The following is a 13,303-nucleotide window of genomic DNA, read 5'->3' as shown; positions in this document are numbered from 1 at the left end:
GGTCCGCATGTCCCGTCCCGAAGTGCTCGTGTCGCTGGAGCACGTCAGCAAGAGCTTCACCGGCGCCGGCGGCGACGAGCTGCGCGTGCTCGACGACATCAGCCTGGACCTGCGCGCGGGCGAGATCGTCGCGCTGCTCGGCCGTTCCGGGTCCGGGAAGTCGACGCTGCTGCGCACGATCGCCGGGTTGATCGGCCCGACCGAAGGAACCGTCCACTACCGCGGCGCGGAGGTCAACGGCGCCAACCCCGGCACCGCGATGGTGTTCCAGACCTTCGCGCTGATGCCGTGGCTCACCGTGCAGGACAACGTCGAGCTCGGCCTCGCCGCGCGCGGTGTCCCGCCCGCCCGGCGACGCGAGCGGGCGCTGGCGGCCATCGACCTGATCGGCCTCGACGGCTTCGAGTCCGCCTACCCCAAGGAGCTCTCCGGCGGCATGCGCCAGCGCGTCGGATTCGCCCGCGCGCTCGTGCTCGAGCCGGATCTGCTGCTCATGGACGAGCCGTTCTCCGCCCTCGACGTGCTCACCGCGGAAAACCTGCGCACGGAGCTGATGGGCCTCTGGCAACAGGATGGTTTCCCCACCAAGGCGATCTGCGTGGTCACCCACAACATCGAGGAGGCCGTGCTGCTCGCCGACCGCGTCCTCGTGCTCGGCTCCGGACCCGGCCACCTGCGCGCCGAGGTCACCGTCGGCCTCGCTCGCCCCCGCGACCGGAAGGCCCCGGCCTTCACCGCCCTGGTGGAGCGGATCTACGATCTCCTGACCGGCCGGGAGCCCGGGACCGTTGCCGCCGAGCCCACGCCCACCGCCACTCCCCTGCCGGACGCCTCGGTCGGCGGTCTGGCGGGCCTCGTCGAGATCGTCCACGCCCGCGGCGGCCAGGCCGATCTGCCGGCTCTCGCCGCCGAACTGAGCTTCGAGGTCGACGACCTGCTCCCGCTCGTGGATGCGGCGGCGCTGCTCGGCTTCCTGGTCGTCACCGGCGCGGACCTGCACCTGACCCCGGCCGGGGAGACCTTCACAGCGGCGGACATCCAGCAGAGCAAGAAGATCTTCGCCGAACAGGCCCGCCGGCACGCACCCCTGGTCCGCACCCTCGACCGCGCGCTGGCGGCGAGCAAGGACGGCGCACTGCGCGTGAGCTTCTTCCAGGACCTGCTCCGTCGCGGTTTCTCCCGAGACGACTCCGAACGCCAGCTCGCCACGGCGATCGACTGGGGCCGCTACGCCGAGTTGTTCGACTACGACGCCGGCGCGGGCAAGATCACCCACGACGTGAGCCACCCTCCGGCAGCCGGCGGCTGAGCACGGGCGCCGGCCGGTGAACTCGCCACCGGCCGGCGCCCACTCGGCGTGCGCGCAGGTCAGGCGGACGTGGCGCAGCCACCCACGGCGTTGCTCCACGTCGGCTGAACGGCGAACCGGCCGGCCGAAGTGGACAGTGCGGTCAGGCCCTGCCAGGCGCACAGGTCGCCGTTCTCCTCACCGCTGGAGTCGAGCCAGCCGTTGCCGGCCTGCGGGTCGGTCTCCGCTTCGGCGTACTCGTGCCCACCGACGATGCTGAACCCGTCGAGGGAGTTCTGCACCGAGTTCGCGCCGCACCCGGAACCGGCGTCGAGGACGTAGGGCATGTTGGTGTAGGCCACGGTGCCGTTCCAGTCGTGCCAGGCGCAGAAACCGGCGTTCGGGAAGTTGTCCGGGCTGGTGCCGGACGGGCTCACCACGAACACGTCCGCGTTCACCCCGGACACCCCGAAGTGGCTCGCACCCCGGTTCGCCTCGGCCGAGATCTGCGCCGCCGAAGCGCTCGAGGGCGCCGCGGACGCGCTGTCGACCCAGGTTCCGCCCAGCACCGGGCTGCCACTGGACGCGTTACCGCTGCTGTCGGTGTACTGGTCCATCACGTTCGACCACCGCTCGGACCCGTTGCCGAGCCCGGCGAAGAAGTTCGTCAGGTAGGACTGCACGCCGTTGGCGTCGCTCTTCCACTGGGAACCCCAGAAGACCAGGTAGACCTTCGTGTTGTGCTCGACGGGACCACCACCCCAGGCCAGGTCCGACAGCGGCGTGCGAGGCGACGCGTGTGCGCCGCGCTGGTGCATGACGATCTTGTGCGACGCTGCCGGATGGTGCGGCGCGGCCTGGCCGGGCACCGCCGCCTGGGCGGTGCCGGTCATCGCGGCGGCAAGGCCCATCGCGGCCACGCAGACCGCCGTCCCGACTCGACCCCAGCGAATTTCGGAAATCAATGACATGACATTTCCTCCGTGATTTTGCGTTCCCCCGACGGGGCAACCTGATCCAGGAAGCCACATTCGACGTCCGGACACCATCCGACTTTGGTCTGGATATTCCGCCCGGTTTCCGGACCATTGTTTCCGGACACGACAAATCCGGCGACAACAGAACACGACGAACACTCCGACGGTCAGCCGATTCCGAGAACCGATTCTGCCGTCGTCCAGTCCTCGAGCATCACGTTCTGCGCGGCGACGAGACCGACTCGACCGGCGCAGACGGCTTTCTTCACCGCGTTCTCGACCGACTCCTTGCTGTAGGCGTTCTCGTTGCCCGCATGGGGCGCCGGCCAAGGGTTGGCCGGATCTTTCGGTGCACCACCGAGCTCCAGCGGCAGGAAATGGTCTTCCTCGTAGTCGGACATGTTCGTGTCGCTGTAGCCGTAGTCGACGATTCCCTGCCGTTTCAGGGTGCTGGTGCAGCTGGTCGAGGGCCGCACGGTGGCGGTCCACCCGGAAACGCAGATCGTGGAATCGATCGTGCCCTGGGTGACATCCGGATTGAGCGCGCCGGGCGTGCACACCGGATCCGGCAATGGAAGGTAAACCTGAGCACAAGCGGACGACAATGCGCTCGCTTGCGCAGCCACACGGTCGACAGCGCACGCCGCGAACAAGACGGCAGCAGACGGGGTGAACCGCAAACGGTGACGGACATGACGATCCTTCGGACGGTGGGGACCGTGAGAGTTGCCGATCAGATATGTCGCGAATACGACATCAGGGCGACGAACGGACAACAGCCTTCCGGGTCACCGCCGCGAATGACGAATCCATCGCGGCGATCCAGGCAGCGGACGAGGACGTGACCACGAGCACTCCCACGGGATGGGGAACGGGAACGTTCGCAAGAGTCGCTGCACACCCCGGCGACGACCACCTACCTCAGTAGGGAGTTGTTCGTAAATTGCCGTTCGTTAACCAAACTTGTTGCTCGCTCTTGATGTCGCCCAAACGGTCGCTCCCGACATCAGATCCAAAAGCGCACGAACCGGCGCGGTCCGCCGGAGGTACCCCAGCAGCACGTCGCCGCGATCGCCCTGCCGGGGCTTGTCACGACGAATGCGGCAAAAGCGACCCCGTCAGCCGGGAGGCACCCCGCTCGGGCAGCGATGCTGGTCCACTTCGGCCGCGTGCGATCCGGCCGCGAGAAGCCGAGCATCTCGAACCTGCAACGACTGTCAGCGCGGGCACGCCCCGGTGTCTCCGGCGTCGCACGTGGACTTGGATGCTCGAGGCATGGATCGAACTCGCCGAGATCATGCAGGACGAACAGTGCCGGCAGGCCGGCCTACCGACATCGACAAGGCCCTGCACAGCACGGTCGGCTTCGACCGGAGCCCGGCCTCCTCCGCCGGGGACATCCGGGCGAGCAGGTCGCGCACCCGCTCTTCCACCGGACGGCGGGGGTCCTCGTGCGGGCCATCACCCCGGCGCCGTCGAGGTCGTCGAGCGGAGGGAGCATGGCGCCGAGGATGACCGCCGAGCCGGCCCACCGCCGTGCCGTTGAATGGCACCGTCAGCGGCCGGCCAGCTCCCGGGAGATCCCGCGCGCCGCGGTCTGCACGGCCAGTCCGAGCCGCCGGGGCTGGGCGACCCGCTTGGGGACGAGGACTCCGAGCACGCCCGCCACCGTGTCGTTCCGGCCGAACACCGGCGCGGCGACGGACACGATCGACTCGTGCTCGTCCTCGCGCCGGAAGATCGCGAGCCGCTCGCGGCGCACCTCGGCGAGCGTGCGGCGCAGGACGTCAGCGGGGATGAGGCGGTTGTCCGGCTCGCTGTAGACCGGCTTCGACAGCATTTCCTCCTGGACTTCCTTGGGCGCGAAGGCCAGCAGCGCGAGCCCGACCCCGGTGGAGTGCAACGGAAGCCGCCCGCCGATGCGGTAGTCGACCGGCGTCGCCTGGTGCGCCGAAAGCCGCTCGACGAGCATCGCCTGCATCCCGTCGCGGACGGCGAGCTGCACGTGCTGGTGCGTCACCTCGGCGAGGTCGTTCATGAACGGCAGCGCCACCTGCCGCAGCCCGTGGCCGCGCGGCGCGAGCGTCGCGACCTCCAGGAGCCGGAGCCCGATGCAGAACCGCCCGCTGTCGTCGCGCTCGAGCGCGCCCCAGTCCACGAGGCGGTTCGCGAGCCGCAGCGCCGAACTGGGCGGGATCTCGGCCCGGCGGCTCAGCTCGGCCAGCGAGAGCGTCCGGTGCTCCGCGTCGAACGTCGAGAGCAGGGCCAAGGCCCGGTCGACCACCGGCTCGCCGTGCGGCGGACGGCGGCCGCGCACCTGTGCGGGCCCGGTCATGACGACGTCGGCGTTCCATTGATTGGCATCGCCCTCACGGTACACCGCCACGGGCACTCAGCCTTCCCCGCAGGTCAGCCGGTGTGCCACCGCGGCCGAGACGGGAAGGGTGCCCAACGATGAGTACTCCTTTCCGCCAGGAGTCCGTGACCGCCGGAAGGGCGTTCGCCGCGCCCCGGCGCGGGGATGGCCGTGCTCGTCCCGGCCGCGCTGCCCCTTTCGGTCCAGGCGACGCTGCTCGACCCGGCCGGCGCCACGACCATGGTGGCTACTTCGCGGTGGACATCGCGCTCATCACCCAGGTGCTCCCCGATCCGGCCGACACGGCCAAGAACCTCGGGCTGATGGACCTGGCGGGCAACCTCCCGACGTCGGTGAGCCCGGCCCTGGCGCCCGCGATCCTCGCGATCGGCGCGACGGCGGCCGTGCCGCAGAACTCCCGGCCCTGTTCATCGCGGGCGCGATCGCCGGGCTGCTCGGCGCGGTGCTGATCCTGCCGATCCGGAAGGTCCGCTGGTGCCGCGACGCGGGACCGGGCGACGCACGGTCACGGTGTCGTCGTGATCGCCTCCGACGTCGCGGTCTTCAGCCTCGCCTGCCGCGTCCGCGGCCCGAAGATCGCCAGCACCACCGCACCGACCAGCCAGGTCCCGGCGATGAACAGGAACACGCTCCGGTAGCCGCTCCCGTTGTACAGCGCGGCGACGATCAGCGGGCCCACCGCGTTCGACAGCCGGCCGAGCCCGTACGACACGCCGGTGCCGAGCGACCGGCCGCGGGTGTCGAACAGCTCCGGCGAGTACGCGTACCCGAGCGCCGTGTAGCCGCGCTCGAACAGGTTCACCAGGAAGCCGAACACCACGATCAGCACGGGGTTGAACGTCAGCCCGTAGAACAGGCCGCACAACGCGATGACCGCGCCGAAGGCGACCAGGCACCACTTGCGTTCGAACCGGTCGGTGACCAGGGCCGCCAGGTACGAGCCGAGCGGCGCGCCGACCGTCGTGAGCGCCACGTAGAACACCGACTTCTCGACGCTGAAGCCCTCCTTGGCCAGCAGCGTCGGCGCCCAGCTCGAATAGCCGAAGAACCCGATCGTCTGCGTCACCCACAGGACGGTCAGCAGCAGCGTGGGGTACAGGTACTTCTTGTTCAGCAGCAGCCGCAACGGTGCCTTGGCCACCGGCGCTTCCTCGATCGGCGGCGCGGGCTCCGGCAGCGGGCCCTTCTCCGCCGCGACCTGCTCCTCGATCTCCCGCAGCACGGCGTCCGCCTTGGCGTGGTCGCCGCGGCTCTCGTACCAGCGCGGCGACTCCTTCAGGTGCCGCGTGAACAGCACGAGCAGGACGCCGAGCGCGCCCCACAGGTACACCAGCCGCCACGACCAGGAGCTGATCGGCACGACCGCGCTCGCGATCAGGTTGGTGACCGGCGTGCCGCAGATGCCGATCACGATCGCGTACGCCTGGTACTTGCCACGGCTCGCCGCGGGGTACAGCTCACTGACGTAGATGACCGCGACCACGGTCATCGCCGAAAGGCCCGCCGAAGTCAGGATGCGGAACACCCCCAGCGACACGATGTCCCACGAGAACACCGCCGCGAACGAGAAGACGCCGAACCAGACGGTCGTCCACATCAGCGCGTTCTTGCGGCCCCACCGGTCGGCGAGCTTGCTCGCGATGATCGAGCCGAAGAACATCCCGACGAACGACAGCGAGGTCACGTAGGCGACCTGGTCGACCGTCACGCCCCACAGCTTGATCAGCTTGGGCGCGGTGGTCGCGAAACTGTTGATGTCCGCGAACTCGAAGAAGTAGGCGAACGAGACGGCGAGCAGGGTCACCTTGTGGAAGCGCGAGATCGGCAGGCGGTTCAGCCGGTTGAGCGCGTTGGCGTGCTGCATTGCATGCCCTTCGGGGGTTCAGGCGGTTTCGCCGGGCCAGTAGAGGCGCATCGGGTTGTCGACGAGCAGCTTCCGTTGCAGCTCGGCGGTTTCGGCGATCTGCGGGACGTAGTCCACCAGGAGGCCGTCGTCGGGCATGTGGTCCTTGAGGTTCGGGTGCGGCCAGTCGGTGCCCCAGAGCACCCGGTCCGGGAACTCCGTCACGACGCGCCGGGCGAACGGGACGACGTCGGTGTAGGCGTGCCGTTCGCCGTCGAGCGCCGGCGGGCCGGTCACGGTGAGGCGCTCGGGGCAGCTCACCTTGACCCACACGTCGTTGCGGTCCACGAACTCCAGGAACCTCGCGAACTCCGGCCCGTCGACCGGCTTCGCGACGTCGGGGCGTCCCATGTGGTCGATCACGAGCGGCGCGGGCAGCCCGCCGAAGAAGTCCTCCAGCTCGGGCAGGTCGGCGGCCTCGAAGTAGAGGACGACGTGCCAGCCCAGCGGGGCGATCTTCTTCGCGATCGTGCTCAGGTCCTCTTTGGGCGAGGCGTCGACGAGCCGTTTCACGAAGTTGAACCGGACGCCGCGCACGCCCGCCGCGTCGAGTTCGCGGAGTTCGGTCTCGGTGACGTCGGGCCGGACGGTCGCGATCCCGCGCGCCCGGCCGCCCGCTGACCGGACGGCGTCGACCATGGCCGAGTTGTCCGCGCCGTGGCAGGTGGCCTGCACGACGACGTTCCGCGCGACGCCGAGGTGGTCGCGCAGGGCGAACAGCTGGTCCTTGCTCGCGTCGCAGGGCGTGTACTTGCGCTCCGGCGCGAACGGGAACTCCTTCTGCGGGCCGAAGACGTGACAGTGGGCGTCGACGGTCCCGTGCGGCAACTCGAAGTCCGGTGTGGACGGATGCGCGTACCAGTCCAGCCAGCCGGGCGTCTTGGTCATCGGCCCTGCCCCTTCAGGAGGGCGTCCAGGCGCGGGTAGACGGTGCGGGCGTTGTGCTCCCGGATCGCGGTCCAGTCCTCTTCGGACAGTTTCGCGGCTTCGGCGTACCGGCGCGTGTCGTCGAAGTGGTGGCCGGTCCGCGGGTCGACGCTGCGGACGGCGCCGATCATCTCCGAGGCGAACAGGATGTTGCGGGCCGGGATGACGTCGAAGAGCAGGTCCGAGCCCGGCTGGTGGTAGACGCAGGTGTCGAAGAAGACGTTGTTCAGCACGTGCTCCTCCAGCTCCGGCTTGCCCAGCGCCATCGCGAGGCCGCGGAACCGGCCCCAGTGGTAGGGCACCGCGCCGCCGCCGTGCGGGATGACCAGCCGCAGCGTCGGGAAGTCGGCGAACAGGTCGCCCTGCACGAGCTGCATGAACGCGGTCGTGTCGGCGTTGAGGTAGTGCGCGCCGGTGGTGTGGAAGGCGGGGTTGACGCTCGTGCTGACGTGCACCATCGCCGGGATGTCGTACTCGACCATCTTCTCGTAGATCGGGTACCACGAGCGGTCGGTGAGCGGCGGGGCCGTCCAGTGGCCGCCGCTGGGGTCGGGGTTGAGGTTCAGCGCGACGGCGCCGTACTCCTCGACGCAGCGGGTCAGCTCCGGGATGCAGGTCGCGGGGTCGACGCCCGGGGACTGCGGGAGCATCGCGGCCGGCGCGAACCGCTCCGGGTAGAGCGTGCTGACGCGGTGGCAGAGCTCGTTGCAGATCGCCGCCCACTCGGCCGAGGTCTCGAAGCCGCCGACGTGGTGGGCCATGAACGACGCCCGGGGCGAGAAGATCGTGAGGTCGATGCCGCGCTCGTCCATGAGGCGCAGCTGGTTCGGCTCGATCGTCTCGCGCAGCTCGTCGTCACTGATGCGCAGGTCGGCGCGGGTCGGCGCGGCGCCGGGATCGTCCAGCGCGGCGATCTGCTGGTCGCGCCACGCCGCGAGGGCGGGCGGGGCGGTCGTGTAGTGGCCGTGGCAGTCGATGATCAAGGTGATTCCTCGTCGCTCCGCATGCTTGATACTCGCACACTAATCGTCGATGAAATTGTTGACAATATGTACGACGAGGTTGTGACGGAGCGGTGAGGGCTGCGAACGGCACGTGACGATCCGGAAGCCCGGCCACGACCGGCGGCGATGAAGCCGTACGCGGGGCTGCGGGACCGGCTCACCGCCCGGCAGGTGGGCAACGCCCGGCCCGGCCACTGCTCGGCCGCCCCGGGACTCCGCCACGGGTCATCGCGGCCCCTTGCAGGGCGCTGACCGGGAGCTCACTGCGGCTCGGATGGCGCCCGCGGGCCGAGAGCCGGCCGCCAGTGCGTTCCGGTTACCGCGTCGGCCGGTCCGGCCCGATCCCCCGCACGGTCCCCGTCGCCGTCCGCCGTCCGGATCGGTCCCGCACCGTGGTGACCATCTCGGCCCCGGCTTCCGCCCGGGCGATCAGCCCCTGGAAGTCGAACAACGGCGACACGAGCCGGTATTCGAACTCGAGAGGGCCGGCGGCACCCCGGGCGCGAGCGGCTTCCGCCATCGCGATCGCCTGCAGCGGCCCGTGGGTGAGCAACCCCGGATACCCCTCCACCTCGCGGCAGTAGTCCCGGTCGTAGTGGATGCGGTGGGCGTTGTACGTCAACGCGGAAAAGCGGAACAGCAGCGTCGGGGTCACCTCGATGGACCACTCCCCCGGCTCCGGCGGGACCTCGGGGCCGTCGTCGGGGCGCGCGTCGGCGGGCGGGCCCGCGCGGTAGACGATGTCCTGTTCCTCGTCGACGACGAGGCGGCCCGCCTGGGTGATCCGGTGGGCCACCGTGACGAACGTCAACGGCCCGGACTGCCCCTGCTTCTCCCGCACCGCAAGGACTTCCGACCGGCGGGTGGCGGGCTCGCCGCGGCGCAGCTCGCCGGGTGTGCGGACCCGGCCGCCGGCCCACATGCGCCGCCGGCCCGGGCCCGGCGGGGCCAGGACCGTGTTGCGGACCGGGTGGCCGTCCGGGCCGAGGTCGGCCTGGGCGGGGCGGTCGAGCAGGTAGACCCAATGCCACAGCAGGGGCAGGGCGCCGTCCGGCGCCGGGACGCCGAGCAGGGACGCGAGGGCCTGCGCGGGCCCCGGCAGGATCGGTTCGGTGACTTCGAACGTCGCCATGGCTTCCTCCGTCCGGCGGGCTGCCGCGATCGTGCCACCTCTGGTCCATCAAACCTGTTTGATGTATTTTACGGTGATGGCGCCACCCGCGTTCGTCCGGCTGGCCGCCCACCCGCTGCGGTGGGCGCTGTTGACGACCCTGGCCGGCGACGACCTGCGGGTGCGCGAGCTGACCGAGCGCGTCGGCCGGCCGCAGAACCTCGTCTCCTACCACCTGCGGCTGCTGCGCGACGGCGGGCTGGTCACCGCCACCCGCAGCAGCTTCGACGGCCGCGACAGCTACTACCACCTGGACCTCGACCGCTGCTCCGCCGCGCTGGCCGAGACCGGCGCGGCCCTGCACCCGGCGGTGCGCCCCGGTCCCGCGCCGGCGCCGTCCGGGCGGATCGCCGTGCTGTTCGTCTGCACCGGCAACAGCGCCCGCTCCCCCATCGCCGAAGCGCTGCTGCACCGGCGCAGCGGTGGCCGGGTCGCGGTGGCCAGCGCCGGCACCCGCCCGAAGTCCGCGCTGGACCCCGACGCGCTGCGAGTGCTGCGCGAAGGGTTCGGCATCGACGTCGCCGGGCAGCGGCCACGTTCCGTCGACGCCGTCGCCGGCCGCCGGTTCGACCACGTGATCACCTTGTGCGACAAGGCCCGCGAGGCCTGCCCCGAGTTCCCGCACCACCCGCGCCGCCGCCACTGGAGCGTCGCCGAGCCTTCGGGCCAGGGCGCGTTCCGGCGCACGGCGGCGGAGATCGACACCCGCGTCCGGCACCTGCTGCCGGATCTCGTTGCGGCTCAAGACAAGGAGGCCCGGTCGTGACCGACCAGTACGCCAGCGTCCGGTACGTCGTCGACGACGTCCCGGCGGCCCTCGACTTCTACACCACCCACCTCGGCTTCACGGTGCGCATGAGTGCGGCGCCCGCCTTCGCCGACGTCGTCCGCGGCCCGCTGCGGCTCCTGCTCTCCGGGCCGGCCAGCTCCGGCGCCCGCGCCACCCCCGCGGACGCCGCGGCTCCCGGGCGCAACCGCATCCACCTCGTCGTCGCCGACCTGGACGCCGAGATCGCCCGGCTGGCCGACGCCGGCCTCGCGTTCCGCGGCGACGTGGTCGCCGGCCCCGGCGGGCGCCAGATCCTGCTGGCCGATCCCGCGGGCAACCTGGTCGAGCTGTTCGAGTCCGCCCACTGAGAACTCACGCCTTCAGCGCCTCCCGGCCGGCGTCGAAGCTGCGCAGCGCGGCGCCGACCGCGGCCGCCACCGTGACCTCGAAGACCTCGTCCTCGGTGTGGCCCGCCGCGAGCAGGCGCCGGACGTCGCCGTCGGTGATGCGGTGGGACGCGTCGCGGACCAGCGCGGCGTAGTCCCGCCACGGCTCCGCCGGCCCGGCACCCGTCCCGGCCGCCCGCCGCAGCTCGGGGCTCGTCCGCGCCGGCTGCTCGAAGACGCTCTCCCGCAGGTCGCCGGGGCTGTCGGCGAGCAGGAAACCGGGGAACCGGTAGCCGGCGCGGTGCAGCGCCTTGGTACCCGTCTTCAGCTGCCCGTCACGCAGCTCGAACCCGAACGCGTTGGCGAGCCGGTTGACGATGTTCCACACCAGGTTGACGTCCAGCGCTTCCAGCACCGCGTGTTCCGGCAGGACGCGGACCGGCGCCGGATCGAGGTCGGCGTTGCGGGAGACGTCCTCGAGGAACCGTTGCACGGCCAGCAGTTCCGGCCGGGCGCCCGCCGGGTGATCGGGGTCGATCTCACCGTGGCCGGCGATCCGCGTCAGCTCGGCGTGCGTGACGACGCAGAACGGGCACTCGTGCACCCGGGCCGTGCTCATCGCGAGGTACTCGCGTTCGGCGGCGGTCCAGTAGGACTCGCCGCGCATCGCGGGCGCGGTCAGCTCCAGCAGCGGCCGGGTCAGGAAGCCCGGCCGGTACAGCAGCAGCTTGACGATGTCCGGGCTGGTGACGCCGGACAGTTTTCCGGTGACGGCCATGAAGAGCCGGGCCCGGCGCCGGTGGCCGTGGTCCAGGACAGACAGTCGCATCAGGACTCCAGTTCGCGCAAGCGGGTGGTGAGGAAGCGGTGGTCGGCCGGGGCCTCGGCGAGGTCGCGCGCCCGCCGGTACGCCGCGACGGCGTCGCCGCGGCGGCCGAGGCGGCGCAGCAGGTCCGCGCGGGCGGCGTGCCAGAGGTGGTAGCGCTCGAGCCCGTCGATCGCCTCGGCCAGGGCGAGCCCGCTCTCGGGCCCGTCGGCCATCGCGACGGCCACGGCGTGGTTGAGCGCGACCACGGGCGACGGCGTGAGCGTCCGCAGCTGCGCGTAGAGAGCGGCGATCCGCCCCCAGTCGGTGTCGGCGCCCGTGCGGGCCTGGGCGTGCTGCGCCGCGATCGCCGCCTGCAGCTGGTACTGCCCGACCGTCCCGTGGCGCAGCGCCCGGCCGAGCACGCCGAGGGCTTCCGCGATCTCCGCCTGGTCCCAGCGGGTGCGGTCCTGGTCCTCGAGCAGGACGACGTCGCCGCCGTCGGTGTACCGGGCGGCCGAGCGTGCGTCCTGCAGCAGGAGCAGGGCGACCAGGCCGAGCGCCTCCGGCTCGTCCGGCATCAGCGCGGCCAGCAGCTTCGCCAGCCGGATCGCCTCGCGCCGCAGCTCGGCCGGCTCGTCCCGGCCCGACGGCGACGTGTAGCCGCGGGTGAAGACGAGGTAGATCACCGCGAGGACGCCGGAGAGGCGGTCGGGCAGCAGGTGGCCGGGCGGGACGCTCAGCGAGATGCCCGCGTCGCGGATCTTGCGCTTCGCCCGCACCAGCCGCTGCGCCAGCGCGGGCTCGGCGACCAGGAACAGCCGCGCGATCTGGGCGGCGGTCAGGCCGGCCACCGCCTGCAGCGTCAGCGCCACCCGGGCGTCTTCGGCCAGGGCGGGGTGGCAGCACGTGAAGAGCAGGCTCAGCCGGTCGTCGCCGACCTCGGCGAGCCGGTCGTCCGGCGGCATCGACGTCGTCACCCCACTCTCGCCGGCCGCGAGCCGGGCGAGCTTGGCCTGCCCGACGCGGTCGCGGCGGATCCGGTCGACGGCGCTGTTGCGCGCCGCGGTCAGCAGCCAGGCCGCGGGGTCGTCCGGGACGCCCGGGCCCCACGCCCGCAGTGCCCGGGCGACCGCGTCCTGCAGGGCGTCCTCGGCCAGCTCGAAGTCGCCGAGCACCCGGACGAGCGCGGCGAGCAGCCGGGCGCGGTCCTCGCGGTAGACGCGCTCGACCGCGCCGGCCGCGCGATCACCCACGGGCGGCCCGGTCGTCCAGCCCGGGCACGCCGGCGACCGGGCGGACCTCGATCGAGCCCTGGGCGGCCATCGGGCACAGCGCGGCCAGCTCCAAGGCCTCGTCGAGGTCGCGGCAGTCGAACACGTACACCCCGCCGAGGTGCTCGTGGGTCTCGGTGAAGGGCCCGTCGGTGATGAGCGTCCGGCCCTCCTGCACCGTCACCGTGGTGGCGGTGTGCTCGCCCTGCAGCGGGTGCCCGGAGACGTACACGCCGCGGCGCCGGCACTCGTCGGCGAAGGCGTTGACGGCGGCCAGCGCCTCCTCGAACCCGGCGTCGCCCGGCTCGGGCCGCTCGCAGTTGTAGATCAACAGCATGTAGAGCATGGGCGCTCCTTTGTCCGGCGTCGGTCGAAGAGGATGACGAACGGGACGACGGTAACTCGACAGACCGGCCCGGACT

The 13,303-nt window shown here is 71.5% G+C and carries 14 protein-coding genes; 4 read left to right on the top strand and 10 right to left on the bottom strand.

Translation table 11 applies throughout. From position 1 onward, the window contains the following. The first annotated feature begins 7 nt into the window (after positions 1-7). Positions 8-1,309, top strand: a complete 1,302-nt coding sequence (locus QRX60_RS32630) for an ABC transporter ATP-binding protein (RefSeq protein WP_285995274.1) — start codon at positions 8-10, stop codon at positions 1,307-1,309. A 59-nt stretch (positions 1,310-1,368) separates the two neighbouring features. On the opposite strand, the gene QRX60_RS32625 is transcribed toward QRX60_RS32630, so the two are convergent. The 3 genes from QRX60_RS32625 to QRX60_RS32615 all read right to left on the bottom strand — a co-directional run bounded on the left by QRX60_RS32625 (position 1,369) and on the right by QRX60_RS32615 (position 4,600). Further along, complete coding sequence (locus QRX60_RS32625) at positions 1,369-2,259, bottom strand: hypothetical protein (protein ID WP_285995273.1); 891 nt, start codon at positions 2,257-2,259, stop codon at positions 1,369-1,371. Between the two features lie 173 nt (positions 2,260-2,432). Further along, entirely contained in the window at positions 2,433-2,891 is a 459-nt protein-coding gene (locus QRX60_RS32620; RefSeq protein WP_285995272.1) for a hypothetical protein, read from the bottom strand. 929 nt (positions 2,892-3,820) lie between these two features. Further along, positions 3,821-4,600: an IclR family transcriptional regulator gene (locus QRX60_RS32615; RefSeq protein ID WP_285995271.1), complete on the bottom strand. Its 780-nt coding sequence runs from the start codon at positions 4,598-4,600 to the stop codon at positions 3,821-3,823. A 278-nt stretch (positions 4,601-4,878) separates the two neighbouring features. On the opposite strand from QRX60_RS32615, the gene QRX60_RS32610 reads away from it, so the two are divergent. Next, positions 4,879-5,091: a hypothetical protein gene (locus tag QRX60_RS32610; protein ID WP_285995270.1), complete on the top strand. Its 213-nt coding sequence runs from the start codon at positions 4,879-4,881 to the stop codon at positions 5,089-5,091. Between the two features lie 56 nt (positions 5,092-5,147). Here QRX60_RS32610 and QRX60_RS32605 read toward each other — a convergent pair whose 3' ends face one another. From QRX60_RS32605 to QRX60_RS32590, 4 genes are all read right to left on the bottom strand, one after another. Continuing rightward, on the bottom strand, positions 5,148-6,506 hold the full coding sequence (locus QRX60_RS32605) for an MFS transporter (RefSeq protein ID WP_285995269.1): 1,359 nt from the start codon (positions 6,504-6,506) through the stop codon (positions 5,148-5,150). 18 nt (positions 6,507-6,524) lie between these two features. Then, a complete protein-coding gene (locus tag QRX60_RS32600) occupies positions 6,525-7,433 on the bottom strand; it encodes an amidohydrolase family protein (RefSeq protein WP_285995268.1) in 909 nt (302 codons plus the stop codon). Then, entirely contained in the window at positions 7,430-8,455 is a 1,026-nt protein-coding gene (locus QRX60_RS32595) for an amidohydrolase family protein (protein WP_285995267.1), read from the bottom strand. The genes QRX60_RS32600 and QRX60_RS32595 overlap by 4 nt, the downstream gene beginning before the upstream one ends. 337 nt (positions 8,456-8,792) lie before the next feature. Then, positions 8,793-9,608, bottom strand: a complete 816-nt coding sequence (locus QRX60_RS32590; protein ID WP_285995266.1) for an FAS1-like dehydratase domain-containing protein — start codon at positions 9,606-9,608, stop codon at positions 8,793-8,795. Positions 9,609-9,684: 76 nt separating this feature from the next. On the opposite strand from QRX60_RS32590, the gene QRX60_RS32585 reads away from it, so the two are divergent. Both QRX60_RS32585 and QRX60_RS32580 read left to right on the top strand, forming a co-directional pair. Beyond that, a complete protein-coding gene (locus QRX60_RS32585) occupies positions 9,685-10,413 on the top strand; it encodes an arsenate reductase/protein-tyrosine-phosphatase family protein (protein WP_285995265.1) in 729 nt (242 codons plus the stop codon). Further along, a complete protein-coding gene (locus QRX60_RS32580; protein ID WP_285995264.1) occupies positions 10,410-10,784 on the top strand; it encodes a VOC family protein in 375 nt (124 codons plus the stop codon). The genes QRX60_RS32585 and QRX60_RS32580 overlap by 4 nt, the downstream gene beginning before the upstream one ends. Before the next feature lie 4 nt (positions 10,785-10,788). On the opposite strand, the gene QRX60_RS32575 is transcribed toward QRX60_RS32580, so the two are convergent. Genes QRX60_RS32575 through QRX60_RS32565 form a run of 3 tightly spaced genes read right to left on the bottom strand, consistent with a single transcriptional unit; the run spans position 10,789 to position 13,227 of the window. Continuing rightward, the gene (locus QRX60_RS32575; RefSeq protein WP_285995263.1) at positions 10,789-11,631 is read right to left on the bottom strand and encodes a carboxymuconolactone decarboxylase family protein; all 843 of its coding nucleotides are present in this window, start codon (positions 11,629-11,631) and stop codon (positions 10,789-10,791) included. Beyond that, a complete protein-coding gene (locus tag QRX60_RS32570; protein ID WP_285995262.1) occupies positions 11,631-12,863 on the bottom strand; it encodes an RNA polymerase sigma factor in 1,233 nt (410 codons plus the stop codon). The genes QRX60_RS32575 and QRX60_RS32570 overlap by 1 nt, the downstream gene beginning before the upstream one ends. Beyond that, complete coding sequence (locus QRX60_RS32565; RefSeq protein ID WP_285995261.1) at positions 12,856-13,227, bottom strand: YciI family protein; 372 nt, start codon at positions 13,225-13,227, stop codon at positions 12,856-12,858. Before QRX60_RS32565 ends, QRX60_RS32570 begins: the two co-directional genes overlap by 8 nt. Positions 13,228-13,303: the final 76 nt, after the last annotated feature.

Origin of the sequence: Amycolatopsis mongoliensis (assembly GCF_030285665.1) — a bacterium.
Classification (GTDB): domain Bacteria; phylum Actinomycetota; class Actinomycetes; order Mycobacteriales; family Pseudonocardiaceae; genus Amycolatopsis; species Amycolatopsis mongoliensis.
The sequence above is the reverse complement of the archived record's forward strand: the minus strand, read 5'-3'. Positions and strand labels throughout refer to the sequence as shown.